Origin of the sequence: Synechococcus sp. MU1611 (assembly GCF_020514255.1) — a bacterium.
In the GTDB taxonomy this organism is placed as follows: domain Bacteria; phylum Cyanobacteriota; class Cyanobacteriia; order PCC-6307; family Cyanobiaceae; genus Parasynechococcus.
Genome location: NZ_VTLC01000002.1, coordinates 143,641 through 160,104 on the forward strand (window position 1 = coordinate 143,641; position 16,464 = coordinate 160,104).

At 57.7% G+C, this 16,464-nt stretch carries 16 protein-coding genes; 4 read left to right on the forward strand and 12 right to left on the reverse strand.

Going from position 1 to position 16,464, the window contains the following annotated elements:
• Positions 1-11: 11 nt before the first annotated feature.
• The 5 genes from rplK to gloA all read right to left on the reverse strand — a co-directional run bounded on the left by rplK (position 12) and on the right by gloA (position 4,696).
• Positions 12-437, reverse strand: coding sequence for a 50S ribosomal protein L11 (gene rplK, locus FZZ92_RS05240; RefSeq protein WP_006851160.1), 426 nt, complete (start codon positions 435-437; stop codon positions 12-14).
• Between the two features lie 110 nt (positions 438-547).
• Positions 548-1,216, reverse strand: coding sequence for a transcription termination/antitermination protein NusG (nusG, locus tag FZZ92_RS05245; RefSeq protein WP_115024550.1), 669 nt, complete (start codon positions 1,214-1,216; stop codon positions 548-550).
• Between the two features lie 21 nt (positions 1,217-1,237).
• Positions 1,238-1,480 carry a preprotein translocase subunit SecE gene (gene secE / locus FZZ92_RS05250; RefSeq protein WP_186570826.1) on the reverse strand — a complete coding sequence of 81 codons (243 nt, stop codon included), beginning with the start codon at positions 1,478-1,480 and terminating at the stop codon, positions 1,238-1,240.
• A 70-nt stretch (positions 1,481-1,550) separates the two neighbouring features.
• Positions 1,551-4,292: an ATP-dependent Clp protease ATP-binding subunit gene (locus tag FZZ92_RS05255; RefSeq protein ID WP_226422738.1), complete on the reverse strand. Its 2,742-nt coding sequence runs from the start codon at positions 4,290-4,292 to the stop codon at positions 1,551-1,553.
• A 5-nt stretch (positions 4,293-4,297) separates the two neighbouring features.
• Positions 4,298-4,696: a lactoylglutathione lyase gene (gene gloA, locus FZZ92_RS05260; protein ID WP_226397440.1), complete on the reverse strand. Its 399-nt coding sequence runs from the start codon at positions 4,694-4,696 to the stop codon at positions 4,298-4,300.
• A 112-nt stretch (positions 4,697-4,808) separates the two neighbouring features.
• Here gloA and eno point away from each other — a divergent pair, with 112 nt between their 5' ends.
• The gene (gene eno, locus FZZ92_RS05265) at positions 4,809-6,101 is read left to right on the forward strand and encodes a phosphopyruvate hydratase (RefSeq protein ID WP_226422867.1); all 1,293 of its coding nucleotides are present in this window, start codon (positions 4,809-4,811) and stop codon (positions 6,099-6,101) included.
• A 17-nt stretch (positions 6,102-6,118) separates the two neighbouring features.
• On the opposite strand, the gene FZZ92_RS05270 is transcribed toward eno, so the two are convergent.
• The 4 genes from FZZ92_RS05270 to FZZ92_RS05285 all read right to left on the reverse strand — a co-directional run bounded on the left by FZZ92_RS05270 (position 6,119) and on the right by FZZ92_RS05285 (position 9,714).
• Positions 6,119-7,771 (reverse strand): AarF/ABC1/UbiB kinase family protein, encoded by a 1,653-nt coding sequence (locus FZZ92_RS05270; protein WP_115024555.1) that lies wholly within the window; start codon positions 7,769-7,771, stop codon positions 6,119-6,121.
• On the reverse strand, positions 7,771-8,082 hold the full coding sequence (locus tag FZZ92_RS05275; protein WP_226397441.1) for a hypothetical protein: 312 nt from the start codon (positions 8,080-8,082) through the stop codon (positions 7,771-7,773). The genes FZZ92_RS05270 and FZZ92_RS05275 overlap by 1 nt, the downstream gene beginning before the upstream one ends.
• Before the next feature lie 45 nt (positions 8,083-8,127).
• Positions 8,128-8,784 (reverse strand): hypothetical protein, encoded by a 657-nt coding sequence (locus FZZ92_RS05280; protein ID WP_226422739.1) that lies wholly within the window; start codon positions 8,782-8,784, stop codon positions 8,128-8,130.
• Positions 8,785-8,853: 69 nt separating this feature from the next.
• On the reverse strand, positions 8,854-9,714 hold the full coding sequence (locus tag FZZ92_RS05285; RefSeq protein WP_226397443.1) for a DUF5672 family protein: 861 nt from the start codon (positions 9,712-9,714) through the stop codon (positions 8,854-8,856).
• A gap of 665 nt (positions 9,715-10,379) precedes the next feature.
• Here FZZ92_RS05285 and FZZ92_RS05290 point away from each other — a divergent pair.
• Positions 10,380-11,117 carry a class I SAM-dependent methyltransferase gene (locus FZZ92_RS05290; protein ID WP_226397444.1) on the forward strand — a complete coding sequence of 246 codons (738 nt, stop codon included), beginning with the start codon at positions 10,380-10,382 and terminating at the stop codon, positions 11,115-11,117.
• 492 nt (positions 11,118-11,609) lie between these two features.
• Here the strand turns inward: FZZ92_RS05290 and argJ are convergent, their stop codons facing one another.
• Positions 11,610-12,812 carry a bifunctional glutamate N-acetyltransferase/amino-acid acetyltransferase ArgJ gene (argJ, locus tag FZZ92_RS05295; RefSeq protein WP_226397566.1) on the reverse strand — a complete coding sequence of 401 codons (1,203 nt, stop codon included), beginning with the start codon at positions 12,810-12,812 and terminating at the stop codon, positions 11,610-11,612.
• A gap of 50 nt (positions 12,813-12,862) precedes the next feature.
• On the opposite strand from argJ, the gene coaE reads away from it, so the two are divergent.
• Positions 12,863-13,489 (forward strand): dephospho-CoA kinase, encoded by a 627-nt coding sequence (coaE, locus tag FZZ92_RS05300; RefSeq protein ID WP_226397445.1) that lies wholly within the window; start codon positions 12,863-12,865, stop codon positions 13,487-13,489.
• Here coaE and FZZ92_RS05305 read toward each other — a convergent pair.
• On the reverse strand, positions 13,486-14,307 hold the full coding sequence (locus tag FZZ92_RS05305; RefSeq protein WP_226422740.1) for a 2OG-Fe(II) oxygenase: 822 nt from the start codon (positions 14,305-14,307) through the stop codon (positions 13,486-13,488). The genes coaE and FZZ92_RS05305 overlap by 4 nt on opposite strands.
• Positions 14,307-15,788: an Asp-tRNA(Asn)/Glu-tRNA(Gln) amidotransferase subunit GatB gene (gene gatB, locus FZZ92_RS05310; RefSeq protein ID WP_226397447.1), complete on the reverse strand. Its 1,482-nt coding sequence runs from the start codon at positions 15,786-15,788 to the stop codon at positions 14,307-14,309. Before gatB ends, FZZ92_RS05305 begins: the two co-directional genes overlap by 1 nt.
• An 82-nt stretch (positions 15,789-15,870) precedes the next feature.
• On the opposite strand from gatB, the gene FZZ92_RS05315 reads away from it, so the two are divergent.
• Entirely contained in the window at positions 15,871-16,461 is a 591-nt protein-coding gene (locus FZZ92_RS05315) for a cyclic nucleotide-binding domain-containing protein (RefSeq protein ID WP_226397448.1), read from the forward strand.
• Positions 16,462-16,464 lie beyond the last annotated feature (3 nt).

Consider the following 16,464-nt stretch of genomic DNA (forward strand, 5'->3'; position numbering starts at 1 on the left):
ATGCAGCGACGTCAGTCGCTGATGGAAACGCCCATGTTGCGGGCGGTGCCTTCGATGATCCGCATAGCGGACTCAACGCTGGTGCAGTTGAGGTCAGGGAGCTTGGTCTTGGCGATTTCCTCGAGCTGAGCCCGACTGATCGATCCAACACTGCCCTTGGCAGACTCACCGGATCCCTTTTGGATCTTCGCGGCCTTGGTGATCAACACCGACGCCGGAGGCGTCTTGGTGATGAAGGTGAAGCTGCGGTCTTCAAAGACCGAGATCTCCACCGGAATCACATAACCGGCCTTGTCCTGCGTCCGAGCGTTGTACTCCTTGCAGAACATCATGATGTTCACACCGTGCTGACCGAGGGCAGGGCCCACCGGCGGCGCGGGGTTTGCTTTGCCGGCATCTAGGGCCAGCTTGATCACAGCTACGACTTTCTTGGCCATCGGCTGGGTGGTTTGGACAGCTGCGGATCACCAGACCCTCGGGTCGGGTGCGGCGGAATGGTTGCCCACTCCTGAGGCCGCCCTCCGCAGGGAGACGGCCGCCGCATGGATCAGTTCTGTTTGCTGATCTGAGAAAACTCCAGTTCAACCGGCGTCTCTCGACCAAAGATGGAGAGCAGGGCCTTGAGCTTGTTGCGCTCGCCGGACACCTCGATCACCTCTCCCTGGAAATCCTTGAACGGACCCGCCGTCACCAAAATTTGATCGCCTTCGGTCAGATCCACCTTGACGACGGTCTTCTTCTCAGCCGCCCGCTTGAAGATGCGATCAACCTCAGACCGACTGAGGGGACGTGGCTTGATGTGACCACGGGCCTTACCAGTGGCACGGCGGTCCTCAGCACCCACGAAATTGATCACGTTCGGGGTGCTTCTCACCGCCATCATCGTGTCCTCATCCAGCACCATCCGGACGAGCACATAGCCGGGAAACACCTTTTCCTCAGTGGACTGACGGGTGCCGTCCTTCTTCAACTTGACGGCAGGCGTCTGGGGAATCTCAATTTCAAGAATCCGATTGCTCACCCCCAGGGTGACGGCGCGCTGCTCGAGGGTCGCCTTGACCTTTTTCTCGCAGCTGGAGGCCACCTGAACGGCATACCAGCGGGCAATGGCCGTGTTGGCGACAGCTTCCAAAGGCAAGGTGCCATCTTCCCCCTCATTCGGGGCTGGCAGATCAAGCACCTCAGGGGCGTCCGGTGTGGTCAGGTCGTCGGGCACGGCGAGAAAGGTGATATCGAGTCAGCGGAACACCTGGGACGAAGCCCACCCAAAGAAGCGACTGACAGCCGCAATGGTGGCCGCCGAAAGGCTGACCATCAGGATCACAGCGATGGATTCGCTGAACAATTGCTGGCGGCTGGGCCAAACCACGAGTTTCAGCTCATCAACCGTGTCCGCCAAAAATCCACCGGATTGGGTGGGATCGGCGGCGGCCTTTGAGCCGTCAGATGTGGTGGTGTCCTCAGAGATGGGGCTGGTCACGGGGATGGGACCGGAAGTTGACAACGGTGCCGGCTGGCACTTCGCCAAACAACCACCCTACCGGATGCCCTCAAACTCCCATGGGATCAAACACCAAGGAATCTGCACCGGCCTCGCCCAACCGCACCGTCACACCACTGGCACCGGTAAAGCGTTCCTCGAGCAGCAGCGTGGAGAGCGGATTTTCCAGCTGGCGCCGCAACACCCGTCGCAGTGGCCTCGCCCCGTACTCGGGTTCATAGCCCTGACGGGCCATGGCCTCGGCGACAGCATCATCCACAAGAAGAGCAAGACCCTGCTCGGCCAACAGGGCGGCGAGATCTTGCAGTTGCAACTGAACAATGCGCACCAGATCAGCCACCTCCAAGGGGCGGAAACGAATCACCTCATCGATACGGTTCAGGAATTCAGGCCGGAACTGACTCGACAGCGCTGCATCCACCTGCTGTTGAAGGGCTGACTCGTCCGTGGATCCCGAGCGGGCATGTTCAAGGATCGCCGGACTGGCCAGGTTGCTCGTCATGACGACCACGGTGTGGCGGAAATCGACGGTGCGGCCCTGGGAATCGGTGAGTCGGCCGTCATCCAGCACCTGGAGCAGCAGGTTGAATACATCGGGATGCGCCTTCTCCACTTCATCGAGGAGCAGCACCGCATAGGGACGACGCCGCACAGCCTCAGTGAGCTGCCCGCCTTCCTCGTAGCCGACATACCCAGGAGGAGCACCGATCAGCCGAGCCACGGCATTGCGCTCCATGAACTCACTCATGTCGAGGCGAACCAGCGCCTCCTCTTCATCGAACAACGACGCTGCAAGCGCCTTGGCCAGCTCGGTCTTGCCCACGCCGGTCGGCCCGAGGAACAGGAACGATCCCACCGGGCGACGCGGATCCTTCATGCCAGCACGGGCACGGCGAATGGCAGCGGCAACGGCGATCACCGCCTCGCCCTGGCCAATCACCCGTTCGGCGAGATGGGCGTCCAGTTGCAGCAGCTTGCGGCGCTCACCCGCCAGCAGCCGCTGCACTGGGATCCCGGTCCAGCGGGCCACAAGATCAGCGATGTCACCGGCCTCCACCTGCTCGCGCAGCAGAGCAGTTCCGGAGGTCTGCGCCTCCGCCTGGGACGCCTCCAATTCATCCCGACGCTGCTGCACCCGATGCAACTGGTCGTACTGCAACCGAGCCGCCTCCTCGAGGTCGCCATCCCGCTCGGCTTCAGCGATGGCATGGCGCAGGTCTTCATCCTGCTGAAGCAGCTGACCGAGTTCCTCCAGCTGACCGCGCTCCTGCTGCCAGCGACGCCGCAGATCGTCCAATCGCGTCGACACTTCAAGCCGGTTGCGCTGCAACTGAATCCGCTCCGATTCAGGCGCCTGCTCAGCAGCGAGCAAGGCCAGTTCAACGCGGCGCAGATCCGCCTCGGCTTCCTCCACCACCTGCGGCTTGGAGGTGACCTCCATCTTCAGTTGCGCCGCCGCTTCATCGATCAGATCAATGGCTTTGTCCGGCAGACAGCGGTCGCTGATGTAGCGATCGGCGAGACGGTTGGCCGCCTGAATCGCTTCATCGGTGATCGTGACGCCGTGATGAAGCTCGTAGCGCTCCTTCAAGCCCCGCAGAATTTCGAGGCTCAACTCCAGATCTGGCTCCCGGATCACCACCTGCTGAAAGCGGCGGTTGAGGGCAGGATCCTTCTCCACCGTGAGCCTGTAATCCTCCGGCGTGGTGGCGCCGATGCAGCGCAAATCACCACGGGCGAGGGCTGGCTTCAACAGGCTGCCGGCATCGGTGCTGCTGCGATCGCTGCCAACAACGGTATGGAGCTCATCGATGAACAACACCACGCCGGAATCGGAGCCGCTCACCTCCTCAAGCACCGACCGCAGGCGTTCCTCGAACTGACCACGGAACTTGGCGCCGGCGATCAAGGCCCCAAGGTCCAGAGCCACAAGGCGCAGACCCTGTAGAGATTCCGGCACTTCACCCGCCACGATCCGCTGGGCCAACAGCTCCGCAATCGCTGTTTTGCCAACGCCGGGTTCACCGATCAGCACCGGATTGTTTTTGCTCCGGCGTGAGAGCACCTTGATCAAGTTGCGAATTTCGGAATCGCGACCGATCACCGGATCGAGGCTGCCCGCCTCTGCTTCTTCGGTGAGATCCCGCCCATAGGACTCCAACGCCGTGGGCTGCTGCGGCGCAGGCTCTGGAGCGAGGACGGGCGCAACGACCTCAGGGTCAGGGGAGAGAAGAGTTGCGTTGGGAGGAACCGACGCACGGGGCTGACGGGACGATGACGGAGCGCGGGCCACCCGTTGGCGGCGTGGAGCCTCCTGGGGGGGAGAGGCTTCAGCGGAACCCCTTTGGATCAGCTGCTCAAGCTCATCCGCTGAAACACCAAAGCCAGCAAATAATTCGGCACCGATCCGTGGATCAGCACCGATGGCCATCAGCAATTCCGGCAAATCGATGACGTCGCCATTCCAGCGCCGACGAATGGCATCGGCCGCATCGAGCAGCTGCTCCAGGTCATCACCAATGAACAACTCATCGCCGCGCCCAGAGGGCTGATCGGCCAGCACATCCTCCAATCGATCCAAGAGCGCATCGGTTGGGAGGGGCAATCCCTCCACCATGCGGCGGCAGGAGGGGTCGGTGAACAGCACCTGAATCAGATGCTCCACATCCAACTGCTCATGGCGCCAGCGACGGGCGACGTCCTGACCACTCAGCAAAAGATCCCAGGCCGCATCGCTGAAGCGATCCGGCTCATGGGTGAGGCTGCCGTTCAACGCTGGGGATGGGGTCATCCGTTTCAGGCGGGGACTTTGGAGGACAACTCGATCAATTCCACCTTGTAGCCATCCGGATCCTCAACAAAGGCGATGACGGTGGTGCCGTGCTTCATCGGGCCAGGTTCCCGCACCACGCGGCCTCCCTTATCGGCAATCCCGGCACAGGTGCTGCGGATGTCCTCAACCCCCAGAGCGATGTGGCCATAGGCGTCACCCAAGATGTAGCTCTCGGTGTCCCAGTTGTGGGTGAGTTCCAGAACCGTGTGATTCTGCTCTGATCCATAGCCAACAAAAGCCAGGGTGAAGCGGCCGCTGGGGTAATCCTTTCGACGCAGAAGCTGCATGCCCAGAACTTCGGTGTAGAAGCTCAAAGACCGCTCCAGATCAGCAACCCGAAGCATGGTGTGAAGCATCCGCATGGGTGAGCGTCGTTCAGGATTTACCTCCCATCATTCTGGCCAGGTATGGCCCGTCACAACAGGGGAGAGAGGGGCGACTCATAGGATCCCCGGGTTAAGCGTGCGTCCCAACGTGATCGATTCCCTCGACCTCGTCATCGACACCATCGTGGCCCGAGAGGTGCTCGATTCCCGCGGCAACCCAACGGTTGAAGCCGAAGTGCTGCTCGAAGGAGGTGCCATGGGACGGGCCATCGTTCCCAGTGGTGCCAGCACCGGCGCCCACGAAGCCCACGAACTGCGTGATGGCGGCGACCGCTACATGGGCAAAGGTGTAGGCCAAGCCGTGAATCACATCGAAGAGCGGATCGCACCAGCCCTCTGCGGCCTTTCGGCCCTGGATCAGGCCGCTGTGGACGCCGCGATGCTGGAGCTGGACGGAAGCGACAACAAATCCAACCTGGGTGCCAACGCCATCCTGGCGGTGAGCATGGCCACCGCTCGCGCTGCCGCCAACGGCCTGGGAATTCCCCTCTACCGCTACCTCGGCGGTCCAATGGCAAACCTGCTGCCGGTGCCGTTGATGAACGTGATCAACGGTGGCGCCCATGCCGCCAACAGCCTGGATTTCCAGGAATTCATGCTGGTCCCCCATGGGGCTCCGAGCTTCCGCGAAGCGCTGCGCATGGGAACCGAGGTGTTCCACACACTCAAAGGGCTGCTCAGTGCCAAAGGCATGAGCACCGCCGTGGGCGATGAAGGCGGTTTCGCCCCCAATCTGGGCAACGTGGAAGCCGGTGAAATCCTGGTGGGAGCGATCACCAAGGCGGGATACAAGCCCGGCGAGCAGATCTCCCTTGCTCTGGACGTCGCCAGCACCGAATTCTTCGAGAACGGTCGCTATGCCTTTGATGGTGGCAGCTACACCAGCGCAGAGATGGTCGGCCAGCTGGAACAACTGGTGGACAAATTCCCAATCGTTTCGATCGAAGACGGCCTGGCCGAAGACGACTGGGATGGCTGGAAGCTGCTAACCGAACGCCTCGGCGGCAAGGTGCAGCTCGTGGGTGATGACCTGTTCGTGACCAACACCAAGCGCCTTCAGCAAGGCATCGACAGCGCCACGGCCAACTCGATCCTGATCAAGGTGAACCAGATCGGCTCACTCACGGAAACCCTTCAGGCCATCGATCTAGCAGGTCGCTCCGGTTACACCAGCGTGATCAGCCACCGCAGTGGCGAAACCGAAGACACCACGATTGCCGATCTCGCCGTCGCCACACGCGCCGGGCAGATCAAGACCGGTTCCCTCAGCCGCAGTGAGCGGGTCGCGAAGTACAACCAGCTGCTGCGCATCGAAGACGAACTGGGGAGCCAGGCCGTTTACGCCGGTGCTGTCGCCCAGGGCCCCCGCGGCAAGGCCTGATCTCAGGCCCCAGACGATTAACGGTTGGAACCGGGCAACTGCTCCAACCGTTGATCGCGACGGATCTTGACCTGCATTTGGAACCAGCCCAATCCAACAGGCAAAGCAGCAGCAGCCGGAAGAATCGACCAGAGCGGGCGGGCACTCGCACCAACAATGGCTGTGGCCAAAGCCAAGCATCCGAGCAGCACCGACTGGCCGATGGACTGCTGTGCAAGGGCCATCCGGCGGAACTGGCGATCCGATTCACCGAGACGCACCTGAAGCTGAAGGTCGCCCTGCTCTAGGCGTTCAAGACTTTCATCAAGACGTCGTGGGAAGGCAGCAGCACGGCTGCTGAGAGCCCCGACCTGACGGCCGAGTTCATTGAACAGATCATTGCTGCCAGAGCCGCTTGAGGTCATAAGTGGAAGGAGGTAGGGCTTGGCAATTGCAACCAAGCTAAAAGCGGGATCGAGACTGCGGCCAACTCCCTCGAACGTGGATAGCGCTCGCATCACGAAGATGAGTTCGACCGGCAGACGGAAGGGCTGCCCGTAGACCAGGTCGTAGAGATCTCCGGAGAGTTTGTCGATCGCATTGGCCGTGAACGGTGGGGTCAGGGCCTCCTGCAGCATCAGCCGCACAAGACGACGGACCGGACCAACATCAATGCCTCTGGAGATCACCCCGGCAGCCTGCATTTCCTCCACCAACGCCGCTGAATCCCTGGCGGCAGCAGCGCGAACCATGGCCCCGAGGCGTCGACGCAAACCATCCGACAACAGGCCCATCATTCCGAAGTCGTAGTAGATGAGAGCGCCATCGCTAGCGACGGCAAGGTTGCCGGGATGGGGGTCGGCATGAAAGAAACCAAACCGCACCAACTGCTTGAGATAGCTGGCCGCACCCACTTCAGCCACTTTGACTGGATCAATACCGGCCTCGATTAACGCCTCACGGTCATTGACCTTGATGCCTGGCAGATAGTCGAGACAAAGCACACGGCGGTTGCTCAACTCCCAGATCACACCTGGGATCCTGATCCGTTCGTCATCCAGAAATTGTTGACGAAAACGCGCCGCATACTGGGCCTCAACCCGGAAATCCAGCTCACGCAGCAGAACACGTCGACATTCGCGTGCCATCGCCGGCCAATCTCGACCACGGCCCCAACTGGGGTGGCGCTGCAGCACAGCCGCCACCTGCTGCATCACCTCAAGATCAAGGCGAAACAGACGGTCCAGGCCAGGCCGCTGCACCTTGAGCACCACCTGCCGGCCACTCCGCAGGCTGGCGCGGTGCACCTGGGCCAAAGAGGCAGCACCAAGGGGCTCCGGGTCAAGGTCGATGACCTCTGCACAGCGCTGACCAAGCTCTCGTTCGAGAACGGTCTGCACCTGATCAAAACTGAATGCCGGAACGCTGTCCTGCAGCGCCTCAAGTTCAGCCACCCAGCCCGCAGGGAGGATGTCTGGCCTTGCAGACAGCAGCTGCCCCAGCTTGATGAAAGCTGAACCCAGAGACAGCAGCTCAGACGTCAACCAGCGAGCTCGGCCTTGCTGACGACGAGCACGACGCTCCGCCGTCACACCACCGCGATAAGTCCAGGACTGACCATCCCACCAAAGCAACAGCAGCAGGGTCAGGACAGAGCGCCAGATCCGAAGCGCTCGCAGCAGTCCGAGCATCAGGGGCGTGCCTCGACCGCTTGACTGAGATCAGCCACCGTGGCCCGGAGGCGATCAATGACCGCTTGAGGGGTCTCCGGTTGTTCCGCGGAGGGCTCCCCATCCGTGCTTACCACTGCCTGATCACCCCGCTCAATCCGTTCCGCCTCTGCAAGCACCTCGTCCTGAAATAGATCCCATTCCTGACGCAGCCGCTGCGGGGCGTCTTGCGCCAACACCGCCAGCTCCGCTGCAGCGTCCGCAAAGCCGTGGCCCAGGCGCGCGCTGATGCGATTCACGGTGGCGCGAATCAAGGCCTCCGAGGAACCCATGAACCGAAAGCAGACAGGCTCAACTGTGGCAGATCCAACAGGAGATCAGGGCTGAGGAGGGATCACGGGCTCAATGGTTTCAAAAAAAGCTTCCGCGCCCGGGGGCACTACAGCTGAACCCGGCTCAGCCATCAACACCGATGAATCATCGGCAGGGAGGACAACAGCAGGGGCGGCATCTGTGGGCTCAGGGAAGACCAGCGAATCGTTGGTGCCGTCATCCACCAGACCCAAGTCCAGCTCCTCCTCCTGGACTGTGGATGGCGCGGGTCCACCTGCTTCGGGGACTGCCTGCTGCAGATCGAGCTCGGGATCTGGGGCGATGGTTTGGGGATCAGACCAAACAGGGGCCGTCCACACCGGGGGTTGGGGCGTCTGCAGAGCGAGATCGGGTTTGATCGTTGTCTTGACCGCTGGCTTGGCCGGTCGGCTCGCAGCATCGGCGGCCTCTAGGGCTGTGACATCCACTTGCAGATCTGCATCGCCATCGCTGAACCGGGCTCGGATCTCCTGCAAGGAATCCCCTGGAAACGCAAGCGGAGCGAAGGCCTGAGGGGCGGGATCTTCAGCATTGGTCTGCAGCGTCAGCACCCGATCGGTGATGCCGTAGCCGAGGGCAAAACAACAACCAGCCACAAGGGGGCCCACCCAGAAACGGGGCTGGGTCACATCGGGAGCGTCAGGAGTGCTGGTCTTGTCCACAGGTGGTCTGACGAAGACTCGGATTGTGACAGGGATTCAGAACGGAGGCTTCAAATCGCGCAGTCGAAGCTAATCAACATTAAAAATGCGATGATCAATATTCTTTATTTTTAACCATTGGGGACAATGAATTGCCAATGATTGAATAAGTTCTTGATCGTCAAGATCAACCCTCAGCTTGTGAACAGCAAAGCAGCCCTCTTTCCATTGTTTCTCTGAGCAGAATTGATTAATCTCTTCTTCTCTGGCTACATTTCCTCCAAGGACGTCTATAAAAAAACCATAAAAACCGTCCTCACCGAATTGCCAAGGCACGTCTCCAAATAATTGCAGTGCTTGCATAGAAAATTTCCTGTCTCTGAGACTAAAACCCCCAGATCCACCGTAGATATCAAGACCGCAAGGGCGACAAATTTTCCATTGGCCACCAATATAATCAAAATTCTGAAAATCGTTAATTATAAAATCACTCTTTTCGCATACCGCTGAGTCAGCCTGGAAAACAATGACCTTTTCCGTACGGTAAATGTTATTCCAAAAATCAATACTCATCAGTAACTCGTTATAGTCATTTGCGCATTGAATAATTTCTTCTATCAGCAGAATTTTGTAAGTTCCGCATTCTAACGATTGCATTATATTATAAACGTCTACTGCATTCTTGCTCCCGCATATCAAAGTTAATGGCGCATTGACCTTCCTCAGGAGAGCTTTGACTGCTATTTTCAGCGCTCGACTCTGCGATTTTCTGGTTTCAACGAGAACCAGAGAGAAGAGGCTGGAATTTTCTTGTTTGTCATCTCCTTTTTTATCTATACAACTGAATTTGTATTTGCGTGTGTGTATATGCCGTAGGGGCTCTTTGATTTTTGGAATAAAATCATAGGCAACCTTTCTCAGCTGCTCTTGCAATTCTTTCACGCTGTCCACGCAGATCTCAAATCCTGATAGATGTAACCCTAACATCTAATCACTAATGAAGCAGCTTCCTCTGCACACCGCTCTTGTGAGGACATTTGGATTGAGTGAACTGCTAAACCAGCACCCTTCACATCTGATTTAATTAGTAGATAAATTGCCTCCGCCTGAGCAGGAATAGAAAAGCCATTAGAGAAGCAACAGCAATTAGGTGCTTCATTTACTTATCTTCACCACAAATGAATCTCTACTCTCTCGATAAAAAGATTAGATTGCCTGATTGGCCATATACAAGGCGCCATTTTCATTGCATTATTCTAAATCATTCATTTCTATTTTAAGAATAAGCCATATTAAACTGTTGCTATGTTCAGTAGATTAGTTATGAGACAAATCACGATGGCTAAGCACAGTTTCAGCGGCTGCTGGCAGCGCACAAAGCATTGATAAGGCGATTGCAGTGGCGAAAAGTCTTTTCATTTGCTGAAGACGCTTAGCAACGCAACCACCGACTTGACTTCATTTTACTGAAGGGACAGGCTGATTTATTAATTGAGCAGTTTGATTTTTTTTGAATACTTAACTGCTCATAGCGTCAGTTCATATAAACCTTAATGAAATCCGCAACTTCATCTAATCCAATGCTTAACTGGTTGTTATTTTCTTAAAATCTCAAAATGACCATCGATACGATTAGAAGGATTAATGAATTAAGCGCTATTATTGATGCAAAGAACTATCTTGAGATCGGAGTATGGAAAGGGCAGGTATTCAATAGCTTGTCATTTGATGGGACTAAGGTCGCTGTTGACCCAAGATTTAAGTTTGATACTCAACAATACTCAAGCTCAAAGGTGTTGTTTTATAGCACAAAAAGCGACAAATTTTTCAACGGCTTCCGTCAAGACATTAAGTTTGATATTGTCTATTTGGACGGGCTTCACACATATGAACAAACTTTTGCGGACCTCTGCAACTCTCTCTGCTTTTGCAGGCCGGAGTCATTGATTCTGATAGACGACACTCTTCCAAGTGACATGTACAGCTCTCTTAGATCGCAAGAATTATGCTATGAAGCAAGGCGTTGGAGTGTTCAAGATAATGTTGAAGTCTCTCAAAAATGGCATGGCGATACTTACAAGGTTCTCTACTTAATAAATCATTATTTGCGTTCTTATGATTATTCCACAATAGTTAAATCTGGCAATCCTCAGACAGTAATATGGAAAAGGTCGTTGTTCAATCCTGAGCATAAGCCTCCTTTTAAGAGATTTGATAACCGCGAATTGCTTCATTCTCTCACCGAAAATCTTGGGTCAATCAACTATATCAAAACAATGGAATCTTATGGCAATATTTATAATCTTTCTACTGAGGAAGACCTATTTAAGTATCTGCGAGAAGCCAGAAAATAGCTTATGCCATGCACCTTGTGCATTACTCCTTTGAGGGCTGTAAATATGTGCACTGAGCCAACAATACTTCCGGGGCAGCAATTAACACTTTGACGACTAGCTTTCTTGAATTAAAAAGATTGAATCCGGTTATTCGACTTGCCTTTGCCAAGCACCAAGAATATGCCACGCAAATCCAGAAGGGCACGTAACATATTATTGCCCCATAGTGTTGCACTCAAAGGGTTAATCGCGCCAATTGGCAAGGAATTTTGCGCAAGAAGCATTAGCCTGCTCGGCTTTTTCTGGCAACAAAGAACTTCCTCGGGAGCTTTTGCATCCCAATGAACACGTCTGATGAATCATTGGTTCTCTATCTGAAAGCGCTGCATCGATATCACCCGTGATTCCTGTTGATTTCGGTGGACTAGAGCAGGAATTAATTACGTAACTGAAGGATGTTACCCCTAGAAATCAATTCCTCCGAATGGGGGTGATCACAGGGTTCTTAGCTTACGTAGTGTAATCGGCGTTGATGCGCACGTATTGATCCGAAAGGTCACAACCCCAGGCCTGACCGCAGCCTGTGCCATTCCCCAGGGAGAGGCGAATCGTGACGTGATCCTGCCGCAACACTTCGCTGGCTGCACCACGATCAAAGGCCAAGGGTTGACCTGCCGCCATCAACTGATGCGCACCAATCCACAGGGCGACCGCATCTGGATCAAAGGACACGCCGGAGCGACCTGCAGCAGCCACGATCCGCCCCCAATTCGGATCCCGGCCATGGACAGCGGTTTTCACCAAGGAAGAGCCACACACCGTGCGCGCCACCTGCAACGCCGAGGCCTCATCCACAGCTCCCTCGACCTGTACTGCGATCAAACAGGTCGCTCCTTCGCCATCCCGGGCAATGGCCTTGGCGAGGTGCTGCATCGCCTGGGTGAGGCCCTGTTCCAGAACTGCATGGTGCTCTTTCGGCAGCGGCGGGCCTGCCGCGAAGGCCAGCACGGTGTCGTTGGTGCTGGTGTCTCCGTCCACGGTGATGGCATTGAAGGAACGCTGCACCGCCCGCTGCACCATCCCCTGCCAGACGGCGGCGTCGACGCCGGCATCGCAACTGAAGAAGCCAAGCATCGTGGCCATGTCGGGATGAATCATTCCCGAGCCTTTGGCCATCCCTCCAATGCGCACCCGGCGACCCTCCAGCTCCAGTTCAAGCGCCACCTGCTTATCCACCAGATCTGTGGTGAGGATGGCGTTGGCAGCGGCATCACCACCCTCATCATCCAAGGTCTCCACCAAAGGAGCCAACCCGGCCAACAATGTCGTCATCGGGATCGGCACACCGATCACGCCGGTGGAGCAGATCAACACCGACTCCGCATCCAAGCCGAGCTGATCAGCGAGCACTTGGGTGGCGCGCTGGCTGTCGACCAGACCGCGATCACCGGTGCAGGCATTGGCCTGACCAGAATTGATCAACACCGCACGGACCTGGCCACCATTGCTGGAGAGGCGATCACGGCAAAGATCAACACAGGCCGCCCGCACCACTGAGGTGGTGAAGGTGCCAGCACAAACGGCCGCCTCCGGTGCCAACAACAGGGCCAGATCTGGCTTGCCCGAGGGCTTGAGACCCGCAACGATGCCTGCCGCTTGGAACCCCTCCGATGCCGTGACACCACCCTGGATTGGTTGCCAAGAAGAAGCCATCGCCACCGCTAATCCGCCGCGAGACACTGAATGCATCCTGCTCCGACACCATGGCGCCTGGCGAGCGGTTCTCGCAACGACGCATCGGGCTCACAGGCGGGATTGCCAGCGGCAAAAGCAGCGTGGGCCGTTGGTTGGCGCAACAAGGCCTCCCGGTGTTGGATGCGGATCAATTCGCCCGAGAGGCCCTCGAGCCCGGTCGAAACGCCACCAATACCGTGCTGCAGCGGTATGGCTCAGCAGTTCAAGCAAAGGAGGCAGCGACCATCGACCGAGCGGCACTGGGTCGGATCGTGTTCCAAGACTCCGCTGAGCGGCACTGGCTCGAGCAACTGATTCACCCGATCGTGCGGGACCGCTTCGATCAAGAACTCACACGCCATGCCGAGACGCCAGCGATCGTGTTGATGATTCCGCTGTTGTTCGAAGCGGGTTTGGAATCACTCTGCAGCGAAATCTGGCTTGTGGACTGCGATGAATCCCAGCAACTCAAGAGATTGATCGCGCGCGACGGCCTAAGTCCTGCAGCCGCCCAAGGCCGCATCGCCGCCCAATGGCCCCTGAGTCGCAAACGTGCCCTGGCGGATCACGTTCTTTCCAATCAAGGCAAACCCGGTGCTTGGCAAACCCAAGCCATGGCGCTGCTCAGCAGCATGGGGGAGGCGAATCGTGGTTAACCGTTCCGCCCAACGTCGGCACGGAACCACTTGGTGATCACCCATTTGTTCCCCTCCTCCACGGGCAGGGCTTCATGCAGCGTGAAGGGATTGGGGGTTCCATCGGCCTGAAGGTTGTTCCAGGCCAACGCCATACCAGGCAAAGGCGTGAAGGAACGGCCAAGGCGGCGGAACAGGGTTTCTCCGCCACGTTCAACAGCATTGAGATAGACCATCACCGTCCAAGTGCGTTGCCCACCGCTGTCTGTGTGCGTGGCGTATTCCTTCGTCCCAGGCGCAAACCAGTCCGTGTGTTCCTTGAAGTATTGGCCTGGGTCATAGCGTTGACCCTGGATGGGTTCCGACAGACGCGGATCCACGCCAAACAGCGCCGCAAACCGCTGATCAAGACGCGCAGCAAGCTGCGGATGGTTCTGACGCAGATGGCAGGTTCGGCTGGTGCGGTAATCGCTGGTGCCACGGGTCACCGTCGATGGCTGCAGTGACGCATTGATGGCTTCGATCACCGCCTCGCATTCCTCGTGGCTGAGAAGTGCAGGCAACTCATAGACCTGGGCGAGAGACGTATCCAGGCGCCAGGCACGCGGCCGATGTTCAGGACGAGTCAGGGGTGCCTCGAACCAGGTGAGCCAATCAGCCGTGGGTGAGCCCTTAGCAGTCGGCGCCTGCGATGTCGATTGGAGAACGTCCGCAATCGCATCTCGCGCAAAACCCTGACCGAGAGCCCGCTGCATTAGCTCCTCAGGATCACAGCCACGATCTCGGTTCTGCAGCAACCACTCCTTCCAGGTGTCGGGAATGGCTGCTGCTCCGCTCATCAACCCTTGAGTTTCTTGCTGAGAATCTGGTTGGCCAGCTTGGGATCGGCCTTACCACCAGTCTTCTTCATCAACTGTCCAACGAAAAAGCCCTGCAACTTGGTCTTGCCACCACGGAAGGCCTCCACCTCATCGGGATGAGCACCGAGCAGCTCGTCGACGATCGCCTCAATCGCAGCCGGATCGCTAATCATCCCGAGGCCACGCTCATCGACGATCGCCTTGGGAGAGCCGCCTTTTTCAAGCAGCTCCGGAAGGATCTCTTTGGCGATTTTTCCACTGATCTTGCCACCATCGATCAGTTGAACCATCTCAGCCAACTGCTCCGGGCGGAAGGGCAGTTCGGCATAACTAAGCCGGTTGCTGTTCACATGGGCGGCGATGTCGCCGGTGATCCAGTTCGCTGCAAGCTTGGCGTCGGCACCGGCGCTCACAACAACCTCGAAGTAATCCGCCATCGGCCGCTCGTCGGTGAGCACCCTGGCGTCGTACTGGGACAGACCCAGGTCCTGGGCATAGCGATGCCGCTTGGCTGCCGGCAGCTCCGGAAGTTCCGAGCGCCAGGACTCCCGCTGATTGGCGCTTACTTCGATGGGGCCCAGGTCGGGATCAGGGAAGTAGCGGTAATCGCTGGCCCCCTCCTTGCTGCGCATGCTCTTGGTGAGCTGCTTGCCCTCATCCCAGAGGCGGGTCTCCTGAACGATCGGCTCACCGGTTTCGTAGGCCTTGATCTGACGTTTGATCTCGTACTCGCAGGCCTTTTGGATGGCCGAGAACGAGTTCATGTTCTTGATCTCCACCTTCGTGCCGAAGGGCGCATCCGGCCCACGGCGCACCGAGATGTTGACGTCGCAACGCAGGGATCCCTCCTGCATGTTGCCGTCGCTCACACCCAGATAACGCATGATCCGGCGGATCTCTGAGGCGTATTCCGCCGCCTCGCGACCGGTGCGCAGATCCGGCTTGCTGACGATCTCGGCCAGGGCCACACCGGCGCGGTTGTAATCCACCAAGGAATGGGTGGATCCCGCCAGGCGGTCGCTGCCGGCATGCACCAACTTGCCGGCGTCCTCCTCCATGTGCAGACGCTCGATCCCGATCGTCTTGAGGTAGGTGTCTTTTCCCTTTTCAGCAACCTCCACCTCAATCCAACCCTCCTCAGCGATCGGCTGGTCGTACTGAGAGATCTGATAGTTCTTCGGCAGGTCTGGATAGAAGTACTGCTTACGGTCGAACTTGCTGTGTTCGGCGATGTTGAGATTCAGCGCCATCGCGGCCTTCACCGCATATTCGAGAACCTTCTGATTCAGAACAGGCAGCGTGCCGGGCAAACCGCACACCACCGGATCAATGTGGGTGTTGGGGTCATCGCCAAAGGTGGTCGACGCCGCGGTGAAAATTTTGCTGTCCGTTCCCAGCTGCACGTGGGTCTCGAGACCGATCACGGCCTCCCAGGCCGGTTGGGTTGCTGCGTCGGCCATGCGCCCCTGGTGTGTTGCAGTTTCCGGGATCCTATGGAATCAGGCCCTGGCCAATCAGGATGGGTGTCGTTGCCTGGCCGGAATGGACCCCGAAGCACAGGAGCAAGAACCCATCAACCTCAGGCTGTGGCATCTGCTTCAGACCCATTTGAAGCAACTTGAACCCGAGCTGCTTCTCCCTGAACACAATGCCGTTCTGATTGAACAAGGCGATGTCGCTGACTCGCTCTTGCTGGTGCAACAGGGCCATCTCTCCATCGAAATCCATCAGAACGGGAACGCGTCCCGAACCATTGCTGAAGTGGGGGCGGGCGCAGTTCTTGGGGAAATGGCCCTGTTTGGAATAGGAGAGACCCGGCACGGCGCGCGGGTTCGGGTGCTGGAGGCCAACACAGAAATCCTGCGATTTTCGCGAGAGGCACTTCACAGTGCGGTTCTCTTCGACGCTGAACTGGCTGCTGAAATGCTGCTGCTCAGCAGTGAACGCTGCCGCAACAGCAACCGGATGATCAACCTGTTGCTGGATGGGATTGATGCCTCATCACGCGGTGATGCCACTTCACTGGCGAGCATCTGCAGCACACTGCGCCAAGGGCCTGACAGCATGGAACAAGCGGCTGGCCAGCTGGAGCATCTGCTGACGGTCGCTGCATCACCCCGCCTGGAGAGTTAAGCC

Coding starts and splice junctions, on each gene's coding strand:
- FZZ92_RS05255 (WP_226422738.1), bottom strand. CDS start 4,292: ATGACCCCATCCCCAGCGTTGAACGGCAGCCTCACCCATGAGCCGGAT.
- FZZ92_RS05290 (WP_226397444.1), top strand. CDS start 10,380: ATGACCATCGATACGATTAGAAGGATTAATGAATTAAGCGCTATTATT.
- rplK (WP_006851160.1), bottom strand. CDS start 437: ATGGCCAAGAAAGTCGTAGCTGTGATCAAGCTGGCCCTAGATGCCGGC.
- gloA (WP_226397440.1), bottom strand. CDS start 4,696: ATGCGGATGCTTCACACCATGCTTCGGGTTGCTGATCTGGAGCGGTCT.
- gatB (WP_226397447.1), bottom strand. CDS start 15,788: ATGGCCGACGCAGCAACCCAACCGGCCTGGGAGGCCGTGATCGGTCTC.
- FZZ92_RS05315 (WP_226397448.1), top strand. CDS start 15,871: ATGGACCCCGAAGCACAGGAGCAAGAACCCATCAACCTCAGGCTGTGG.
- coaE (WP_226397445.1), top strand. CDS start 12,863: ATGGCGCCTGGCGAGCGGTTCTCGCAACGACGCATCGGGCTCACAGGC.
- argJ (WP_226397566.1), bottom strand. CDS start 12,812: ATGGCTTCTTCTTGGCAACCAATCCAGGGTGGTGTCACGGCATCGGAG.
- FZZ92_RS05275 (WP_226397441.1), bottom strand. CDS start 8,082: ATGGGTTCCTCGGAGGCCTTGATTCGCGCCACCGTGAATCGCATCAGC.
- FZZ92_RS05305 (WP_226422740.1), bottom strand. CDS start 14,307: ATGAGCGGAGCAGCAGCCATTCCCGACACCTGGAAGGAGTGGTTGCTG.
- FZZ92_RS05270 (WP_115024555.1), bottom strand. CDS start 7,771: ATGCTCGGACTGCTGCGAGCGCTTCGGATCTGGCGCTCTGTCCTGACC.